The organism is Citrobacter sp. C6_1 (assembly GCF_014596835.2).
Taxonomy (GTDB): Bacteria; Pseudomonadota; Gammaproteobacteria; order Enterobacterales; family Enterobacteriaceae; genus Citrobacter; species Citrobacter pasteurii.
The window spans coordinates 3,011,057-3,030,435 of record NZ_CP115031.1; the positions used below are offsets into that span (position 1 = coordinate 3,011,057).

Consider the following 19,379-nt stretch of genomic DNA (forward strand, 5'->3'; position numbering starts at 1 on the left):
CGCATATTCTACCCGTTATCCTCCAACACGCCAAACCACTGATGATACCAACGGGGTAAAATCTGATCCCGTAAGCTGCGTATTCGCCAACTTTTTTGATAAATATCCAGCGTGATTTGCCCCTGGTGGGGTGTGTCCAGCCACTGATAATTTTGTTGCCGGTAACGCTGTCGGACTTTCCATGACGGTAGACGCCAGGCATTGTAGCGGGATGCTGAGGCTATTGCGGCCTGTCCGCTAACGCGTTGAATCAGCGCCAGTGAGGATGATGTGTTACTCCCATGGTGTGGAACCTGCACAAACGTAGCCTGCAGATGCTGCCAGTAGTGACTTAGCATTTTTTGTTCAGCAGAGGATTCAATATCACCTGTCAGGAGAATACTCTGATGTCCGTCATCCACCTTTACCACGCAGGAATGGTTATTCCCCTGCTCTTTATTTCCACTGACTGGCCAATGTGCGCTAAATGTTAATCCCTGCCATTGCCAACGCTCCCCGCGAAAACAAGGGAGATGCCCTTTCCAGCCCAACGGACTTCTGACCCACAGTGACGGCCAGGCTTGCCGTAGTGATTGCAACCCTCCCCGATGATCCAAATGTTCGTGGCTTAGAATTACCCCTTGCGGTTCCAGGTTGTGCCAACGTAGCCAGGGAATGATCAACTGCTGCGCACTATCGCCCTCGGGCCAGGCCAACCCGGTATCATAGAGAATCGCTTTGCCATTACGGACAATCACCATTGCCAACCCCTGTCCTACATCCAGCATATGTACCTGCCACAAATCAGCGCGGGGTGTTCTCCAGAACGGCCCACTCAATAACAAAAGCCCGGTAAAACAGGCAACCGGTAGCGTTTTCCAGGCATTTAATCGCCATGCAATAAGCATCAGCCATGGGGACAGTGCAAACCATCGCCAACGCGCATCAATGTTGAGCCATCCTTCCGGTAAGCTATTGAGACCCCAAAATAACAGCGCCAGGGAACGGTCAGCGAGATACCACAGGCCTGCCTCAATCATCACCTGACCGGTTAAATGCACGACCATACCCGCTAATATCAGAGGAACTGAAACAAATGTGACCAGCGGTACCGCAAATAAATTGGCCAGAAATGAGCTCAGGCTAACACCGTGAAATAATGCGATTTGGGCAGGCAGAAGCAGAAGCGTAATGCCAAATTGCAAATGAGCAAGCGCCAGCACTGCACGTCCGATACGCGAGAGCGGCCAGTACGGCATCGGCATCCACTGATACCAGAATATCAGTGCCGCCACAGCGAAAGCAGACAACCACAGACTTTGTGAAAGCACCGCGACCGGATCCACTACCACAATTGCTGCCAGGCAGGTAATCCAGACCGTCCAGTCACTCCACTGCCTGCCGCTTAGTTTTAGTGCCCCCCATACCATTAGCGCGATGACCGTGCGTAATGCCGGTGGTTGCAGGCCCGTCAGCCAGGCATAAAATGCAGCGCAGAGCACACCCCCGACTAGCGGAGCCTGCCAGCAGATCCAGCGTGTCGGCATTAAAAATTGTCCACCTCGTATCAGTCCGCCAGCGAGGAGTGCGGCAAAAGCAATATGCAGCCCGGAAATGGCCATCAAATGTGCTGTTCCGGTATCACGCATTATATTTTTTACCGCCTGCGATACAGACAAACGTTCTCCCATCCCCAGCCCCAGTATGACTTGCTGCCAGGGATAGGCGGCAAGCGTGGTTTTTAGCGAGGAGAGATAACGTGCACGCAGACTGCATTGCGGCGTAATCACTGAGGCCTGCAGAAAACGCCCCGTCAGCGGCTGATGCTGTGCCAATGCATAGCGCTGGCTATCAAATCCACCTTCATTCAGTTGCCCATGCACAGCGCGAACTTTCAGCGTCATCGCCCATGTCTGACCAGCGCAAACATCGCCGGGTAAATACTGCCCATACAGTACGACGCCAACGGCAGGAAATATCCGGCTCCCCTGAAGGTGTGTAATCTGACCGTAGTGCGTGGTCATATTGTCAGTCCCGGTTATTTGAACGATAGCCTGCTGCGTTTTGGCTGGGAGCGCATCACCAGTCCAGATAACCTCTTTCGCTGCCAGTATTCCCCACAGGAAAAACAGCAGGACTAACCCGGCGTAATGCATATATCGATGAGGAATGAGGCAAAGCAGACACGCCAGACCAAATACAAAGCTGACACACAGCATGTCAGGTAATACGGGTAATACCGTCAGCGGGAGAATGCCGCATAACGCACACGTACTAACTGTTGTTATTTTCATATGACACCTCCCTGTGACAGGGAGTGTGCAGGACAACTCAGCAGATGTCTGGCAGCTATTTACCGGTAAACGAGGTGCATTCCGCTGTTATTTAACTGCAGATGTAACATACAAATAAGTTGGGAGAGAGATTCCAGTACAGAGAGGTAAAAATGAAAAAAGCACCCATACAGGTGCTTTTCTCGGAGCTAAGTCTTGCTGAGGACTTAACCGTAAATATTGGCGCGATCGCGCAGTTCTTTACCCGGCTTAAAGTGCGGAACGTATTTTCCTTCCAGGTCCACTTTATCGCCAGTCTTCGGATTACGTCCGGTGCGTGGTGCGCGGTAATGCAAAGAGAAGCTGCCGAAACCGCGGATTTCAATACGCTCGCCCTGCGCAAGAGTCGAGGCCATATGTTCCAGCATCTCTTTTACTGCATCTTCAACCGCTTTCGCGGGAATATGAGGTTGCTGGGTTGCAAGTCTTTCAATCAATTCTGACTTGGTCATGATTCCTCCGGTTCCTTAAAGGCAAAATTAGCTGCTGCATTGATTAAGGGCGGCCGTAGCCGCCCTTTGTCATTGATTACAGGACGAATCCTGTAATCTGTCAAGCTACTCGTCACCCTTTGTGCTGTTAACAGCACAAAGGATTTAGAGCACTCGATATTACTCGCCTTTAGCTGCTTTGAAAGCTTCAGCCATTGCGTTGTTAGAGAAGTTAGCATCTTCCTGTTTGTTAACAGTTGCGATTGCATCTTTCTCATCAGCTTCGTCTTTAGCACGAACAGACAGGCTGATTGCACGGTTCTTACGATCAACACCGGTGAATTTAGCTTCAACGTCGTCGCCTACGCTCAGAACCAGAGTTGCATCTTCAACGCGGTCGCGGGAAGCTTCAGAAGCGCGCAGGTAACCTTCAACGCCGTCAGCCAGTTCTACGGTTGCGCCTTTAGCGTCAACTGCAGTGACTTTACCGTTTACGATTGCGCCTTTCTTGTTCAGTGCAACCCAGTTGTTGAACGGATCTTCTGCGAGCTGTTTAACGCCCAGAGAGATACGCTCACGTTCTGCATCAACCTGCAGAACAACTGCTGCGATTTCGTCGCCTTTTTTGTATTCACGTACTGCTTCTTCGCCTGCAACGTTCCAGGAGATGTCAGACAGGTGAACCAGGCCGTCGATGCCGCCGTCCAGGCCGATGAAGATACCGAAGTCAGTGATAGACTTGATTTTACCTTCAACACGGTCGCCTTTGTTGTGGGTTTCCGCGAACTGCTGCCATGGGTTGTTTTTGCACTGCTTCAGACCCAGGGAGATACGACGACGTTCTTCGTCGATATCCAGAACCATAACTTCCACTACGTCGCCAACGTTAACAACTTTGGACGGGTGGATGTTTTTGTTGGTCCAATCCATTTCGGAAACGTGAACCAGGCCTTCAACGCCTTCTTCGATTTCAACGAAGCAGCCGTAGTCGGTCAGGTTGGTCACGCGACCAGTCAGTTTGGTACCTTCCGGATAACGCTTAGCGATAGCTACCCATGGATCTTCGCCCAGCTGTTTCAGGCCCAGAGATACACGAGTACGCTCGCGGTCGAACTTCAGCACTTTAACAGTGATTTCGTCGCCAACGTTTACGATTTCGCTCGGATGCTTAACGCGTTTCCATGCCATGTCGGTGATGTGCAGCAGGCCGTCAACGCCACCCAGATCAACGAATGCACCGTAGTCAGTGAGGTTCTTAACGATACCTTTAACTTCCATGCCTTCCTGCAGGTTTTCCAGCAGCTGATCACGTTCTGCGCTGTTTTCGGATTCGATAACGGCACGACGGGAAACAACAACGTTGTTACGCTTCTGATCCAGCTTGATTACTTTGAATTCAAGCTCTTTGCCTTCCAGGTGCAGCGTGTCGCGGACCGGACGAACGTCTACCAGGGAACCCGGCAGGAACGCGCGAATACCATTCAGCTCAACAGTGAAGCCACCCTTGACTTTGCCATTGATAACACCAGTAACGGTTGCAGCTTCTTCGTAAGCTTTTTCCAGCGTGATCCAAGCTTCGTGACGTTTAGCTTTTTCACGGGACAGCAGGGTTTCACCGAAGCCGTCTTCTACTGCATCCAGAGCAACGTCAACTTCGTCACCAACCTGGATTTCCAGCTCGCCCTGGGCGTTTTTGAACTGCTCTGCCGGAATGGCGGACTCAGATTTCAGACCGGCGTCAACCAGTACTACGTCTTTGTCGATAGCAACAACAACACCACGAACGATGGAACCCGGACGGGTTTCGATTTCTTTTAAGGATTCTTCAAACAGTTGAGCAAAAGATTCAGTCATGTTTAATCTTCAGGTTTCATATTTAACGTCCACCTGGCTCCATGCCGGATGGGGTTGTTTAACATACCCGCTGTCAATCCATTGCAACGGGGGTACTGCAAATTCGGTCGCACTTATGCGAGAGCCAGTTTTTGGCGCGCGTATTGTAACGCTTTTTCAATCACTTGCTCAATGCTTAATCGGGTTGAATCCAAAACTAAAGCATCAGCAGCGGGAACCAGCGGCGCTACAGCACGGTTACGATCGCGGTAATCGCGTTCTTCGATCTCGGCCAAAAGGCGTTCAAAGTTAACACTAAAGCCCTTTTCCTGCAACTGTAGCATACGTCTATGCGCACGTTCTTGCGAGGAGGCGTCCAGAAAAATTTTCACTGGTGCATCCGGGAATACCACGGTCCCCATGTCACGTCCGTCGGCAATCAGGCCGGGCGCTTCACGAAACGCGCGTTGACGACGTAACAGCGCTTCGCGTACGCGAGGAAACGCAGCGACCTGAGAGGCGGCATTCGCCACTTCCTGGGTGCGGATTTCACCGCTGACATCTTCGCCTTCCAGAATGACTTCCAGGTTGCCGTCCGTTGAGATAAAACGCACATCCAGGTGTGAGGCAAGCGGTACCAGAGCATCTTCAGAAGTGACATCAACATGGTGATGTAACGCTGCGAGCGCCAGTACGCGGTAGATCGCGCCTGAATCTAACAGATGCCACTGCAATGCTTCCGCCATTGCCTTGCACAAGGTGCCTTTTCCTGCACCGCTTGGGCCATCAATGGTAATAACCGGGGCAATTGCCGTCATCTTTTTCTCCTTAAACGGGCATACGTTAACGTGAACGCCGCGCATTATACGCGCCAACGACAATGATCGTTATCTTTGTGTGAAAAATGCAGAATCATTGAAGCTGAGTGTAGAATAAATAGGCAATCGGAGATGTTAGAATGTGCCGCACCAGTTAGTGCGGCAACAAAATCAGGCAGGAGTACTAATACGCGCCAACTGTTCGAAATAATCCGGGAAGGTTTTGGCGGTGCATTTAGGGTCCAGAATGGTTACCGGCGTGTCAGACAACGCTACCAGCGAGAAACACATCGCCATACGGTGATCGTTATAGGTCGCAATATCCGCAAACTGCAGCTTAACCGGCGGAGTGATACGGATAAAATCATGCCCCTCTTCAACTTCCGCGCCCACTTTCCGCAACTCCGTTGCCATCGCAAACAGACGGTCGGTCTCTTTGACGCGCCAGTTGTAAATGTTCCGTAAAGTCGTTGTGCCCTTTGCAAACAGCGCGGCGGTCGCAATGGTCATTGCCGCATCAGGAATATGATTCATATCCATATCGACAGCGTTCAACTCACCGCGAGTACAGGCAATAAAATCATCACCCCATGTCACGGTCGCGCCCATTTTTTCCAGCACATCGGCAAAGCGAATATCACCCTGCATGCTATGACGCCCAATCCCGGTAACCTTCACCGTACCGCCTTTAATAGCGCCTGCCGCGAGGAAATAGGAAGCTGAAGAAGCATCGCCTTCAACCAGATATGCACCCGGCGACTGATACTGCTGCTGACCCTGCACGACAAAACGCTGGTAGTTCTGATTCTCAATTTCAACACCAAACGTTTTCATCAGGTTCAGTGTGATATCAATGTAAGGTTTGGATACCAGCTCGCCTTTAATCGCGATTGTCGTATCCTGCGGCGCCAGCGGCGCAGTCATCAGCAATGCAGTGAGGAACTGGCTGGATACGCTGCCGTCAACCTCAACTTGTCCTCCGGTGAAACCACCACGCAGACGTAAAGGCGGATAGTTTTCCTGCTCCAGGTATTCAATGTTGGCTCCGCCCTGGCGTAGCGCATCAACCAGATGACCAATCGGGCGCTCTTTCATGCGCGGTTCGCCCGTCAGCACGATGTCATTGCTGCCCAGGCACAGAGCGGCAGCCAGCGGGCGCATTGCGGTTCCGGCATTACCAAGGAACAGCTCTACAGCGCCTTCTGCATGCAGCGCGCCGCCACTACCGATTATCTCGCAACGCGTGCGATCGGCAGAAAGGGTGTAGCTAATCCCTAACGCATTCAGCGCATTCAGCATATGGCGGACATCATCACTGTCCAGCAGGTTGGTCAGGACAGTGGTGCCATTTGCTAATGCAGCCAGCAGCAAAGCGCGGTTAGAAACACTTTTGGATCCAGGCAGATTGATGGTGCCATCCACCCGCGCAATGGGTTGTAACGTCAGGGATTCCATGAAACTCAACTCTCAAAAACAGACATAAAAACCCCACAGGCTGGCTGCGGGGATGAAAAGTACAGCAGATTAGCCGCGGCGACGCTCAAAATCGATCATGAAATCGGTCAGCGCTTTTACGCCTTCCAGCGGCATCGCATTGTAGATGGACGCGCGCATACCGCCGACCACACGGTGCCCTTTCAGCGCGTGCAGGCCCGCAGCGAAAGACTCTTCCAGGAAGAGTTTATCGAGCGCGCTGTCAGCCAGCTGGAACGGTACGTTCATACGTGAACGGTTCGACTTCGCCACATCGTTGCGGTAGAAATCGCTGTTATCAATCACGCCGTACAGCAGTTCTGCTTTTTGCTGGTTAATTTTATCCATTGCGCTGACACCGCCCTGTTTTTTCAGCCATTTAAAGACCAGGCCTGACAGATACCAGGCAAAGGTCGGTGGCGTGTTAAACATGGAGTCGTTGTCATTCAGTACGGTATAGTCAAGGATCGACGGGCAAGACACGTGGGCTTTACCCAGTAAATCTTCGCGTACGATGACAATCGTCAGCCCGGCCGGGCCGATGTTTTTCTGCGCTCCGGCATAAATTACGCCATAACGGCTAACGTCAAGCGGTGCGGAAAGAATAGTCGAGGACAGATCCGCCGTAACCACCACATTGCTGGCAAAATTCGGCGTTTCATCAATCGCGATACCGTCGATGGTTTCGTTCGGGCAATAGTGCAGATACGCCGCGTTGTCAGAAAGCTGCCATTCACTCATCGGCTTAACAGCGCGCAGGCCGTCAACGGTGACTTTGGCATCAATAACGTTTGGCGTGCAGTACTTTTTCGCTTCTTTAATCGCGCTGGCTGCCCAGTAACCGGCATCGACGTAATCCGCCGTCGTTTTATCACCCAGAATATTTAACGGAATACCCGCAAACTGCCCACGACCACCGCCATGGCAGAACAACACTTTATAGTTGGAGGGGATACTGAGAAGATCGCGAAAATCCTGCTCCGCTTCCTCTGCAACCTGGATGAACTCTTTGCCACGGTGGCTAATTTCCATTACCGACGTGCCAAGACCGTTCCAGTCACAAAGATCCTGTTGAGCCAGTTTAAGTACTTCTGCCGGTAGCATTGCCGGACCTGAACTAAAATTGAAGACCTGAGCCATTTCCCCTCACCACGTTGTGTTGTTGTCCAATCAACATCCTGTCGTTTACGATAATTCCTGTGACAGACATTGGGTATAAGTTATTCCTGTGGATATCGGTTTTATCATTCAGTGACACGCGCCGCAATGGGTAAAACCGACCAGGGCAAAAATGAGCGATGCGTCACACAACAGAATCTATCGGATTGACGGATAAAAACCGAGATTTTCGCTATCAGGTGGCCCGTTTTGCCCGACTGGCCTTCGACCATTCTGGTTTTGCATAGCGCAGAGATATATAAAGAAAGAAGCCCCCCTTCCCTTCAGCAGATAGTCCGCAGACATTCAACTGAACACGCTACGGTGTGAATCAAATGCTTTATTTACGCCGAGGCTCCGGCGGCGATAGCGCCATTCATTGAAAACCCGTATCATTGCGCGCTTTCCGTACGACAAAAGTGATTTTCATGACGCAAACATTTATCCCCGGCAAAGATGCCGCACTGGAAGATTCCATCGCTCGCTTCCAGCAAAAATTACTCGACCTCGGTTTTCAAATTGAAGAAGCCTCATGGTTGAACCCCGTTCCTAACGTCTGGTCTGTACATATTCGCGACAAAGAATGCGCGCTGTGCTTTACCAACGGTAAAGGTGCGACGAAAAAAGCGGCGCTGGCCTCCGCACTGGGTGAATATTTTGAGCGTCTGTCGACTAACTACTTCTTTGCGGATTTCTGGCTGGGCGACACCATCGCCAACGGTCCGTTCGTACATTACCCGAACGAAAAATGGTTCCCACTGACAGAAGATGATGACGTACCTGAAGGTTTGCTGGATGCGCGTCTGCGTGCATTCTACGATCCAGACAATGAACTGACCGGCAGCATGCTTATCGATCTGCAATCCGGCAATGAAGAACGCGGCGTTTGCGGCCTGCCGTTTACCCGTCAGTCAGATAATCAGACCGTTTACATTCCGATGAACATTATCGGTAACCTGTACGTATCTAACGGTATGTCTGCGGGTAACACACCGAATGAAGCCCGCGTTCAGGGGCTGTCTGAAGTTTTTGAGCGCTATGTGAAGAACCGCATTATCGCGGAAAGCATCAGCCTGCCGGAAATTCCGGCCGAAGTGATGGCGCGTTACCCGGCAGTCGTTGAATCCATCGCAAAGCTGGAAGCCGAAGGATTCCCAATCTTCGCATACGACGGCTCGCTGGGCGGCAAATACCCGGTTATCTGCGTTGTACTGTTCAACCCGGCTAACGGTACCTGTTTTGCCTCTTTCGGTGCGCACCCGGATTTCGGTGTTGCACTGGAGCGTACCGTCACTGAACTGTTGCAGGGCCGTGGTCTGAAAGATCTTGATGTCTTCACTCCCCCAACCTTCGACGATGAAGAAGTGGCTGAGCACACTAACCTCGAAACGCACTTCATCGATTCCAGCGGTCTGATCTCCTGGGATCTGTTCAAGCAGGATGCCGATTACCCGTTCGTTGACTGGAGTTTCTCCGGTACAACAGAAGAAGAGTTCGCCACCCTGATGGCCATCTTCAAAGCGGAAGATAAGGAAGTCTACATCGCCGACTATGAGCATCTGAGCGTTTACGCCTGCCGTATTATTGTTCCGGGAATGTCTGACATCTACCCGGCTGAAGATCTGTGGTTAGCCAACAACGCCATGGGCGCCCATCTACGTGACACCATCCTCTCTCTGCCGGGCAGTGAATGGGATAAAGAAGACTATCTCAATCTGATCGAACAGCTGGATGAAGAAGGCTTTGACGACTTCACCCGCGTACGCGAACTGCTTGGTCTGGCAACCGGTGCGGATAACGGCTGGTATACCCTGCGCATTGGCGAGCTAAAAGTGATGCTGGCGCTGGCCGGTGGCGACCTGGAGCAGGCGCTGGTCTGGACGGAATGGACGATGGAATTCAATGCCTCCGTCTTTAGCGCTGAACGTGCCAACTACTACCGCTGTCTGCAAACGCTACTGCTGCTCTCTCAGGAAGAAGATCGTCAGCCGCTGCAATATCTGAATGCGTTTGTCCGCATGTACGGTGCCGAGGCGGTTGAAGCGGCAAGTGCGGCATTGAGTGGCGAAGCGCCATTCTACGGGCTGCAAACCGTTGATAGCGATCTGCAGGCTTTCCCGGCACATCAGTCTCTGCTGAAAGCCTATGAGAAGCTGCAACGCGCGAAAGCTGCACATTGGTCAAAATAGTGACAGTCAGCCTGCGCTAAGTAGGCTAAAGGTATTGTCTGGGATATATTACGGGGCGCTTTAAGCGCCCTGTTTTTTATTTTGGTCAAATCGGAAAATAAATGTAAAAACAAGGTTAAATATTAGTAGTTGATATTAAAAAAAATAGCGTATCAATGTGTTTTTTTATCTCAATTACTCCATTTTAATTAACTGTCTGACAGGAGACAAAAAGAAAAAATTCAACTCACCTTATAATTTTTAAAATTTATTTTTATATGGATAATCAACAAGTTACTCCGTAATCGCATAAAAACCATGCGCCTTGCGGGCCTATAAGCCAGGCGAGATATGATCTATATCAAATTCTCATCTATAATGCTTTGTTAGTATCTCGTCGCCGACTTAATAAAGAGAGAGTTAGTGTGAAAGCTGACAACCCTTTTGATCTTATACTTCCTGCTGCTATGGCCAAAGTTGCCGAAGAAGCAGGCGTCTATAAAGCAACGAAACATCCGCTTAAGACGTTCTATCTGGCAATTACTGCCGGTGTGTTCATTTCAATTGCCTTTGTTTTCTATATCACTGCCACAACCGGTACCGGCACAATGCCTTTCGGCATGGCAAAGCTGGTGGGTGGTATCTGCTTTTCCCTGGGGCTGATCCTTTGCGTTGTCTGCGGCGCTGACCTCTTCACTTCAACCGTACTGATTGTCGTCGCTAAAGCCAGTGGTCGTATTACCTGGGGTCAGTTAGCGAAGAACTGGCTTAACGTTTATGTCGGTAACCTGATTGGTGCGCTGATTTTTGTGTTACTCATGTGGCTTTCTGGCGAGTATATGACCGCCAACGGCGCGTGGGGACTCAACGTCCTGCAAACTGCCGACCACAAAGTGCACCATACTTTTGTTGAAGCTGTAAGCCTTGGTATTCTGGCTAACCTGATGGTGTGCCTGGCGGTATGGATGAGCTACTCTGGCCGCAGCCTGATGGACAAAGCGTTTATCATGGTATTACCGGTCGCAATGTTCGTTGCCAGCGGTTTTGAGCACAGTATCGCAAACATGTTTATGATCCCTATGGGTATCGTAATACGCGATTTCGCCACCCCGGAATTCTGGACCGCTGTCGGTTCTTCTCCGGAGAATTTTTCTCACCTGACCGTGATGAATTTCATCACCGATAACCTGATTCCGGTTACGATCGGTAACATTATCGGCGGCGGTTTGTTGGTCGGGTTGACATACTGGGTCATTTACCTGCGTGGTAACGATCATCATTAATCTGATGATGCCCATTACACGCAGTAAATAAAAAATCCACTTAAGAAGGTAGGTGTTACATGTCCGAGCTTAATGAAAAGTTAGCCACAGCCTGGGAAGGTTTTACCAAAGGTGACTGGCAGAATGAAGTAAACGTCCGTGACTTCATTCAGAAAAACTACACTCCATATGAGGGTGACGAGTCCTTCCTGGCTGGCGCAACTGATGCGACCACTGCACTGTGGGACAGCGTGATGGAAGGCGTTAAACAGGAAAACCGCACTCATGCGCCTGTTGACTTTGACACCTCCGTTGCTTCTACCATCACTTCTCACGACGCTGGCTACATCAACAAAGCGCTCGAGAAAATTGTTGGTCTGCAGACTGAAGCTCCGCTGAAACGTGCGATCATTCCGTTTGGCGGCATCAAAATGGTTGAAGGTTCCTGCAAAGCGTACAATCGCGAACTGGACCCGATGCTGAAAAAAATCTTCACCGAATACCGCAAAACCCACAACCAGGGCGTATTCGATGTTTACACCAAAGACATTCTGAACTGCCGTAAATCCGGTGTTCTGACTGGTCTGCCTGATGCGTATGGCCGTGGCCGTATCATCGGTGACTACCGTCGCGTTGCGCTGTACGGTATCGACTACCTGATGAAAGACAAATATGCTCAGTTCGTCTCTCTGCAGTCCGATCTGGAAAACGGCGTAAACCTGGAAGCAACTATCCGTCTGCGTGAAGAAATCGCTGAACAGCACCGCGCTCTGGGTCAGATCAAAGAAATGGCGGCTAAATATGGCTGCGATATCTCTGGTCCGGCTACCAACGCTCAGGAAGCTATCCAGTGGACTTACTTCGGCTACCTGGCCGCGGTTAAATCTCAGAACGGTGCAGCAATGTCCTTCGGTCGCGTATCCACCTTCCTGGATGCTTACATCGAACGTGATATCAAAGCGGGCAAAATCACCGAGCAAGACGCTCAGGAAATGATTGACCACCTGGTCATGAAACTGCGTATGGTTCGTTTCCTGCGTACGCCTGAATATGATGAACTGTTCTCCGGTGACCCGATTTGGGCAACTGAATCTATCGGTGGTATGGGCGTTGACGGCCGTACTCTGGTTACCAAAAACAGCTTCCGCTTCCTGAACACCCTGTACACCATGGGTCCTTCTCCGGAGCCGAACATCACTGTTCTGTGGTCTGAAAAACTGCCTCTGAACTTCAAGAAATTCGCCGCTAAAGTGTCCATCGACACCTCTTCTCTGCAGTACGAGAACGATGACCTGATGCGTCCGGACTTCAACAACGACGACTACGCTATCGCTTGCTGCGTAAGCCCGATGGTTGTTGGTAAACAAATGCAGTTCTTCGGTGCGCGTGCAAACCTGGCGAAAACCATGCTGTACGCAATCAACGGTGGCGTTGATGAAAAACTGAAAATGCAGGTTGGTCCTAAATCTGAACCGATCAAAGGCGACGTTCTGAACTTCGACGAAGTTATGGACCGCATGGATCACTTCATGGATTGGCTGGCTAAACAGTACGTCACTGCACTGAACGTTATTCACTACATGCACGACAAGTACAGCTACGAAGCCTCTCTGATGGCGCTGCACGACCGTGACGTTATCCGCACCATGGCGTGTGGTATCGCTGGTCTGTCCGTTGCTGCTGACTCCCTGTCTGCAATCAAATATGCGAAAGTTAAACCGATTCGTGACGAAGACGGTCTGGCTATCGACTTCGAAATCGAAGGCGAATACCCGCAGTTTGGTAACAACGACTCTCGCGTTGATGACATGGCGGTTGACCTGGTAGAACGTTTCATGAAGAAAATTCAGAAACTGACTACTTACCGTAACGCTATCCCGACTCAGTCTGTTCTGACCATCACCTCTAACGTGGTTTATGGTAAGAAAACTGGTAACACCCCAGATGGTCGTCGTGCTGGCGCGCCGTTCGGACCGGGTGCTAACCCAATGCACGGCCGTGACCAGAAAGGTGCTGTTGCCTCTCTGACCTCCGTTGCTAAACTGCCGTTTGCTTACGCTAAAGATGGTATCTCTTACACCTTCTCTATCGTTCCGAACGCTCTGGGTAAAGACGACGAAGTTCGTAAGACCAACCTGGCGGGTCTGATGGATGGTTACTTCCACCACGAAGCGTCCATCGAAGGTGGTCAGCACCTGAACGTGAACGTCATGAACCGTGAAATGCTGCTGGATGCGATGGAACATCCGGAAAAATATCCGCAGCTGACCATCCGTGTTTCTGGCTACGCAGTACGTTTTAACTCCCTGACTAAAGAACAGCAGCAGGACGTTATTACTCGTACCTTCACTCAGACCATGTAATTGGTTTTGACTGAAATCGTACTTTAAAAAGCGTACAATAAAGGCTCCACGTAAGTGGGGCCTTTTTAATAGCCTGTTTTGTCAGCTATCTATACTTATGGATAACAGCCAAAACAGACTCGACGCAGTTAATAACTGTGCACTAACACTGGCCCCGGATGGGCCACACCTGGAGAAACACCGCAATGTCAGTTATTGGTCGCATTCACTCCTTTGAATCCTGTGGCACTGTTGATGGCCCGGGCATCCGCTTTATTACCTTCTTTCAGGGCTGCCTGATGCGCTGCCTGTACTGCCACAACCGTGACACATGGGATACGCACGGCGGTAAAGAAGTCACCGTCGATGAATTAATGAAAGAAGTCGTGACCTATCGTCACTTTATGAACGCATCCGGTGGTGGCGTAACAGCATCCGGCGGAGAGGCCATTCTGCAAGCTGAATTCGTCCGTGACTGGTTCCGTGCCTGTAAGAAAGAAGGTATTCATACCTGCCTTGATACTAACGGTTTTGTCCGCCGCTACGACCCGGTGATTGATGAGTTGCTGGAAGTGACCGATCTGGTGATGCTCGATCTCAAGCAAATGAACGACGAGATCCACCAGAACCTGGTCGGCGTATCTAACCATCGCACGCTGGAGTTCGCCCGCTACCTGTCCAACAAAGATATCAAGGTGTGGATCCGCTATGTTGTCGTACCTGGCTGGTCCGATGATGATGATTCAGCACACCGTTTGGGCGAATTTACCCGTGATATGGGCAATGTCGAAAAAATTGAACTGCTGCCATATCACGAGTTGGGTAAACACAAATGGGTGGCGATGGGTGAAGAATACAAACTGGATGGCGTGAAGCCGCCGAAAAAAGAGACCATGGAACGCGTAAAAGGCATCCTTGAGCAGTATGGTCACAAAGTGATGTACTAAGCTTTGTGGTGGGTAACGAGCCTGTTACCCACCACATTTCCCTTTAACGCCCTCTTCTTGCCAGCAGCGGGAAAATCAATCCCAGTCCAACCAGCACAAACGGCGTCACGATGTTCAGCGTGAGCTGGAATGTCCACTCTGGAGTAAAGGCTTCCATTTTCGGAAAGATCCCCGTGAGGCAGGCAAACGCAGTAAACGCAAAACACCAAATTCCCACCGTCATCGCCAGCGATCGGTTACGAATGAAGACATATTCCGGCTTATATTTCTGCGCTAAGCGAATAACAGCAATAAACGCCACAAACACCCATAAATAACGCAATGGCATCACGACAGAGTTGAGATTTAGCAACCATTTGTAGAGATTGTTCATGTCGCCAATCCCCAGGGTTGGCAACATAATCAAAATGGCCACCAGCACCAGTGTCAGAATATAGCCATTCACCGGTGTTCCAGAGGCATTGGTTTTACACAGGCTTTCAGGAATATATTTGCGATCGGCATCGCCCAGTAAAACTTTAAGCGGCGCATCAATAGAAAACACCAAAGCCGCAATTTGACCTAACGTGTTGGCAACTGCATAAATAACCATCAATGTGTTACCCATGCCGTAATACTCCCCGAGCTTCTGGAAAGCGTAATACTGGCCATTAGTCATTAAGTCATCAGGAATATGCTGAGAGTCAAACATCATCCCCATTGCCAGAGAACCCAGAATCGCACACACCGCCACCATAACCGCCAGAACTAACATCCCTTTCGGGAACTCTTTGCCAGGGTTACGCGTCTGGTTAACATATGGAGAGATTTTCTCCGCACCACCGACCGCAAAGACCAGCATCGAGATCGTTGTGATATAGGTAAAATCGATATGCGGGATAAAAGATTCCCAGGTGATATTGGTTGTGGCGATCTGCACATCAGTAATCGCCGGGGCGGTGACGGCCATTACGACATACAGAATGGACATCACAAACATCGCGATCCCCGCAACAGATCCAACGATTTTAAGCGATTTCATGCCACGGGATGCAACCCACATGAAAAAGACAAACAGCGCCAACGTCAGCCCCTGCAACGCCACCACAGTGTACTCTTTAATCAGCGAGCCATCGCCTTTCAGCGCCCATCCCAGAGCAATCAGAATAGCCTGTGGCTTTTGCGCCAGATAAGGGATATGCACCACCCAGTAGGTCCACGCTGCAAGATAAGCCAGTCCCGGTCCCATTGTGTGTTTAATCCAGGTACTAACCCCACCTTTACCGTCTTTAAACGTGGAGCCAAGTTGTCCGACAATCAGTGCATAAGGGATAAAATAGAGGGCAAAAATAAATATCCATGAAGAGACAACCACTAATCCCTGATTAGCATAGTTGTTTACAACATTGCCGAATCCCCATACGGTAATAAAAGACATCAATGCGATGTTGTACCACCGCAATTGTTTTTCCTGCACACTTGCCATTGGCGATCCTTCGTAGACGCTACTTTTGATAATCAATAAATGAAGCGAGGAATTATGCGCGGTAAAATGGCCAAGCGGAAACGGCAGAATGTAAAACTATAATCTTCTGCACATTTTATTTTCAGGAAAGAATAGCGATGATTAAATAAAACAGGCTCCTATAAAGGATACATAAACAGCATGTATGGGAACCTGTTTTTATCCTGTTCAGATATGCGCCACAGAATTCGGTGTATGCCCTGTCTTACGCAGCAGCATCAGTAAATAAATAAACGATACGCTGGCAATCATTATAAACAGTAAACTGTCAGAATAATTTTGCATCAGCATGGCGGTAAATGACGGCCCAAGCAGGCTACCCACGGTATAGCTTAATAACAATGCCTGGTTCATAGCGACCAACTGATGATGTTCTACTTTCTCGCAGGCCCAGGCCATCGCCACCGGATAAAGGGTGAAACCTGCCGCGCCCAGCATAAACAATGCGGGTGCCATCGCCGCCTGATTCAGCATGGCGATACTCCCGACGATTACCACAAAGACCTGAACGCGCAAAACCAGCAGGCGACCTAACTTATCGGCCAGACGACCAATTGGCCATTGTCCCAGAATACCTGCACTGACCAGTACCGCCATCCAGAAGCCAATGCTGGCATTGCTGACACCCTGATGGTTGAGGTACAGCGGCATCAGGCCATACAACGACCCCAGCACAATCCCGGAAATAATGCAGCCATTCACGCCCAGACGCGCCTGGCGAAGCTTCAGCATAGAGACAATGGGGGTTGACTGTTGTTCATCACCCTGCTGATTCACAATGCGGGTAAAGAGCAACGGTAATACTCCGGCAAGGATAGTGCCGGTCACCCACGGCAGAACATTCATTAATTCTGTCGAGACTTTACTGACCAATAATTGTCCTAAAAACGTCCCTACGTAATAGACCATCATATAGGCGGCAAGTAAGCGTCCACGGTTACGCGACGTCCCGCTGCACATCAACGCACTTTCCACCACCACCCAGATCATGGCACAACCGATACCCGCAATAAAACGCCAGGTCATCCAGCTCCAAAAACCTACCATGACGCCCAGTCCGACACAGCCCGCAGCAAAAATAAGCGAGGCTATGTAATAGCTGCGGTTAAAACCGAGGTGTTTAATTAAGTACCCGGTCAGTAACGTCCCAACCAGATTTCCGGTGAAATAGGACGAACTGACCACTCCTACCTGCCAGGTTGGCAGATTTTCATGGGCGAGCCAAAGCGGGACGAGCGTGTTTAACACGGCGATCGCCAGGGTCAACAGAAGCAGCCCGCACAGCAATAGCATAACGGGACGGGTATAGGTGGACATGAATAAAAACCGTGAGGAAGTTCAAATTTCATGCGCATCATGCCACTGCAAAAAACATTGTCAATCGGCGCAATCAGGGGCCTGAGGCGCTTTCAGGGGGATCGATTCGTATTACTGATTCTTAATGCGGATTGATAAAAAATGGGAAAGTACATCTATTTGTTTTAATTGATCTAAAACAAAATTACCCCGCTACGTTCAGTCGAAAAAATTCATGGATAATCGGCATCTTTTATTTGTGGGATGACCGTATTAACGCCTTATCCGACCTACACGTTCAGTACTGTAATGTGTAGGCCGGACAATCGCGATGCCATTCGGCATTTTCAGGTTAGCTGGCGACCGCCATGCCGACGGTCATATGCAGACCATAGAACACGCCGCGGCCAATCAGCTCACCGACTAACAGCAGAATAAACGCGACGGAAAGCAGCGGTATTGCCGGCTGGTAGCCTTTCACCTGCGGAACAATCCAGCAGCATAACGCTAAAGCCAGCGCCACAATCCGCCATGCCATCAGCGAACCGTAATCGGGCACCAGCGCAGATGCCTGCTGAATTGAGCTGTGGATTGTCGCCAGCTCGGCACCCTGCATCACGGACATGATGCCGCTCACGACCAGCGCTAGCACTGAAATAGCAGGCAGCAGTCGCATCGCCCAGCCGTCAATTCCGGCAACGCGTAATAGCAGATATCCCAGCAGCGGACCTCCCATAAACAACGTCAGGAAGAATCCAATCGGCGTCCAGACACTATACCAGGTAGGCACCGTATCAATAGTGTTATATACGCGCACCATCATCCAGACAAAAACGACGCCCAGCACCATGGTGAGAACTAACCACAGATTGCGTAATGCCGGCGACATTTTTTTCAACACCGCCAGTAACCAGCCAATACCGCCAACGGCAAAGAAGATCGAGCCGCTGGCGATTTCGTTACTTAGCGCGGAAGAACCGACACGGTTGAGGGAGTTAAACGCCCGCATCGGTGAGCCCAGATGAAGCATGGAAGCAATAAAACCGATGCCCATCAATACCCACAGGCCAAACATGCAGGCAATCACACGCTGTTGTGAATCAGGGCGTAAGTCGCCTTTCATCAGCGCCAGCGCCAGAACGATAAAGCCACCCACAACACACTGCCCGAAAACAGTGAAGATCATCAGCGGCCATTCATGCCATCCACTTCCCATCTTACACCTCCTTCGGATTAGCCAGATAACCCGTGGAATCCCCGGTCGGGCGGCTATTGGCATTTGGTTTGATGACGATGCTCGGTTTGGTAAAGTGCGCGCCAGGGAGCGGCGCAACCGCGGCCAGGGTGCCGTGTTTTTTACGCAGTTCCTCTATCGGGCCGAAGTCCAGCGCACGCAGCGGGCAGGATTCGACACAGATGGGTTTCTTACCCTCAGCAACACGTTCATGACAGCCATCGCACTTGGTCATGTGTCCTTTGGCGGCATTGTATTGCGGTGCGCCATACGGGCAGGCCATGTGGCAATAGCGACAGCCAATGCACACGTCTTCATCCACGACCACAAAACCATCTTCACGTTTGTGCATCGCGCCGCTTGGACACACCTTGGTACAGGCCGGGTCTTCACAGTGGTTACACGCAATGGAGAGGTAGTAGGCGAAAACGTTCTGGTGCCAGACACCGTTATCTTCCTGCCAGTCACCGCCGGCGTATTCGTAAATACGGCGGAAACTGACGTCCGGCGTTAAATTTTTGAAGTCTTTGCAGGCCAGTTCGCAAGTTTTGCAACCGGTGCAACGGCTGGAATCAATAAAAAATCCATACTGGGTTGTCAT

At 50.5% G+C, this 19,379-nt stretch carries 14 protein-coding genes; 4 read left to right on the forward strand and 10 right to left on the reverse strand.

Annotated elements, in window-relative coordinates:
• Positions 1-8: 8 nt before the first annotated feature.
• The 6 genes from IB196_RS14610 to serC form a co-directional block, all read right to left on the reverse strand.
• Positions 9-2,273, reverse strand: a complete 2,265-nt coding sequence (locus IB196_RS14610) for a ComEC family protein (protein WP_188232532.1) — start codon at positions 2,271-2,273, stop codon at positions 9-11.
• 206 nt (positions 2,274-2,479) lie between these two features.
• The gene (gene ihfB, locus IB196_RS14615) at positions 2,480-2,764 is read right to left on the reverse strand and encodes an integration host factor subunit beta (protein ID WP_003035780.1); all 285 of its coding nucleotides are present in this window, start codon (positions 2,762-2,764) and stop codon (positions 2,480-2,482) included.
• A 159-nt stretch (positions 2,765-2,923) separates the two neighbouring features.
• Positions 2,924-4,597 (reverse strand): 30S ribosomal protein S1, encoded by a 1,674-nt coding sequence (rpsA, locus tag IB196_RS14620; RefSeq protein WP_003035776.1) that lies wholly within the window; start codon positions 4,595-4,597, stop codon positions 2,924-2,926.
• A gap of 113 nt (positions 4,598-4,710) precedes the next feature.
• Entirely contained in the window at positions 4,711-5,394 is a 684-nt protein-coding gene (gene cmk, locus IB196_RS14625; protein WP_005123561.1) for a (d)CMP kinase, read from the reverse strand.
• 171 nt (positions 5,395-5,565) lie between these two features.
• On the reverse strand, positions 5,566-6,849 hold the full coding sequence (aroA, locus tag IB196_RS14630; RefSeq protein WP_188232533.1) for a 3-phosphoshikimate 1-carboxyvinyltransferase: 1,284 nt from the start codon (positions 6,847-6,849) through the stop codon (positions 5,566-5,568).
• A 69-nt stretch (positions 6,850-6,918) separates the two neighbouring features.
• Entirely contained in the window at positions 6,919-8,007 is a 1,089-nt protein-coding gene (gene serC / locus IB196_RS14635) for a 3-phosphoserine/phosphohydroxythreonine transaminase (RefSeq protein ID WP_188232534.1), read from the reverse strand.
• 446 nt (positions 8,008-8,453) lie between these two features.
• Here serC and ycaO point away from each other — a divergent pair, with 446 nt between their 5' ends.
• The 4 genes from ycaO to pflA all read left to right on the forward strand — a co-directional run bounded on the left by ycaO (position 8,454) and on the right by pflA (position 14,744).
• Positions 8,454-10,214, forward strand: a complete 1,761-nt coding sequence (gene ycaO / locus IB196_RS14640) for a 30S ribosomal protein S12 methylthiotransferase accessory factor YcaO (RefSeq protein WP_149692501.1) — start codon at positions 8,454-8,456, stop codon at positions 10,212-10,214.
• Positions 10,215-10,618: 404 nt separating this feature from the next.
• The gene (gene focA, locus IB196_RS14645) at positions 10,619-11,476 is read left to right on the forward strand and encodes a formate transporter FocA (protein WP_003831909.1); all 858 of its coding nucleotides are present in this window, start codon (positions 10,619-10,621) and stop codon (positions 11,474-11,476) included.
• Positions 11,477-11,535: 59 nt separating this feature from the next.
• Positions 11,536-13,818, forward strand: a complete 2,283-nt coding sequence (gene pflB / locus IB196_RS14650) for a formate C-acetyltransferase (protein ID WP_005123565.1) — start codon at positions 11,536-11,538, stop codon at positions 13,816-13,818.
• A gap of 185 nt (positions 13,819-14,003) precedes the next feature.
• Complete coding sequence (gene pflA, locus IB196_RS14655; protein ID WP_003035751.1) at positions 14,004-14,744, forward strand: pyruvate formate lyase 1-activating protein; 741 nt, start codon at positions 14,004-14,006, stop codon at positions 14,742-14,744.
• A gap of 43 nt (positions 14,745-14,787) precedes the next feature.
• Here pflA and IB196_RS14660 read toward each other — a convergent pair whose 3' ends face one another.
• The 4 genes from IB196_RS14660 to IB196_RS14675 all read right to left on the reverse strand — a co-directional run bounded on the left by IB196_RS14660 (position 14,788) and on the right by IB196_RS14675 (position 19,379).
• The gene (locus IB196_RS14660) at positions 14,788-16,209 is read right to left on the reverse strand and encodes an amino acid permease (protein ID WP_005123567.1); all 1,422 of its coding nucleotides are present in this window, start codon (positions 16,207-16,209) and stop codon (positions 14,788-14,790) included.
• Between the two features lie 207 nt (positions 16,210-16,416).
• On the reverse strand, positions 16,417-17,565 hold the full coding sequence (locus IB196_RS14665) for an MFS transporter (protein WP_005123568.1): 1,149 nt from the start codon (positions 17,563-17,565) through the stop codon (positions 16,417-16,419).
• Between the two features lie 331 nt (positions 17,566-17,896).
• On the reverse strand, positions 17,897-18,760 hold the full coding sequence (locus tag IB196_RS14670) for a dimethyl sulfoxide reductase anchor subunit family protein (protein ID WP_005123569.1): 864 nt from the start codon (positions 18,758-18,760) through the stop codon (positions 17,897-17,899).
• Between the two features lies 1 nt (position 18,761).
• Positions 18,762-19,379, reverse strand: coding sequence for a DMSO/selenate family reductase complex B subunit (locus tag IB196_RS14675; RefSeq protein WP_188235311.1), 618 nt, complete (start codon positions 19,377-19,379; stop codon positions 18,762-18,764).

Coding starts and splice junctions, on each gene's coding strand:
- IB196_RS14610 (WP_188232532.1), bottom strand. CDS start 2,273: ATGAAAATAACAACAGTTAGTACGTGTGCGTTATGCGGCATTCTCCCG.
- rpsA (WP_003035776.1), bottom strand. CDS start 4,597: ATGACTGAATCTTTTGCTCAACTGTTTGAAGAATCCTTAAAAGAAATC.
- pflB (WP_005123565.1), top strand. CDS start 11,536: ATGTCCGAGCTTAATGAAAAGTTAGCCACAGCCTGGGAAGGTTTTACC.
- IB196_RS14665 (WP_005123568.1), bottom strand. CDS start 17,565: ATGTCCACCTATACCCGTCCCGTTATGCTATTGCTGTGCGGGCTGCTT.
- IB196_RS14670 (WP_005123569.1), bottom strand. CDS start 18,760: ATGGGAAGTGGATGGCATGAATGGCCGCTGATGATCTTCACTGTTTTC.
- ycaO (WP_149692501.1), top strand. CDS start 8,454: ATGACGCAAACATTTATCCCCGGCAAAGATGCCGCACTGGAAGATTCC.
- pflA (WP_003035751.1), top strand. CDS start 14,004: ATGTCAGTTATTGGTCGCATTCACTCCTTTGAATCCTGTGGCACTGTT.
- IB196_RS14675 (WP_188235311.1), bottom strand. CDS start 19,379: ATGACAACCCAGTATGGATTTTTTATTGATTCCAGCCGTTGCACCGGT.
- aroA (WP_188232533.1), bottom strand. CDS start 6,849: ATGGAATCCCTGACGTTACAACCCATTGCGCGGGTGGATGGCACCATC.
- ihfB (WP_003035780.1), bottom strand. CDS start 2,764: ATGACCAAGTCAGAATTGATTGAAAGACTTGCAACCCAGCAACCTCAT.
- IB196_RS14660 (WP_005123567.1), bottom strand. CDS start 16,209: ATGGCAAGTGTGCAGGAAAAACAATTGCGGTGGTACAACATCGCATTG.
- serC (WP_188232534.1), bottom strand. CDS start 8,007: ATGGCTCAGGTCTTCAATTTTAGTTCAGGTCCGGCAATGCTACCGGCA.
- cmk (WP_005123561.1), bottom strand. CDS start 5,394: ATGACGGCAATTGCCCCGGTTATTACCATTGATGGCCCAAGCGGTGCA.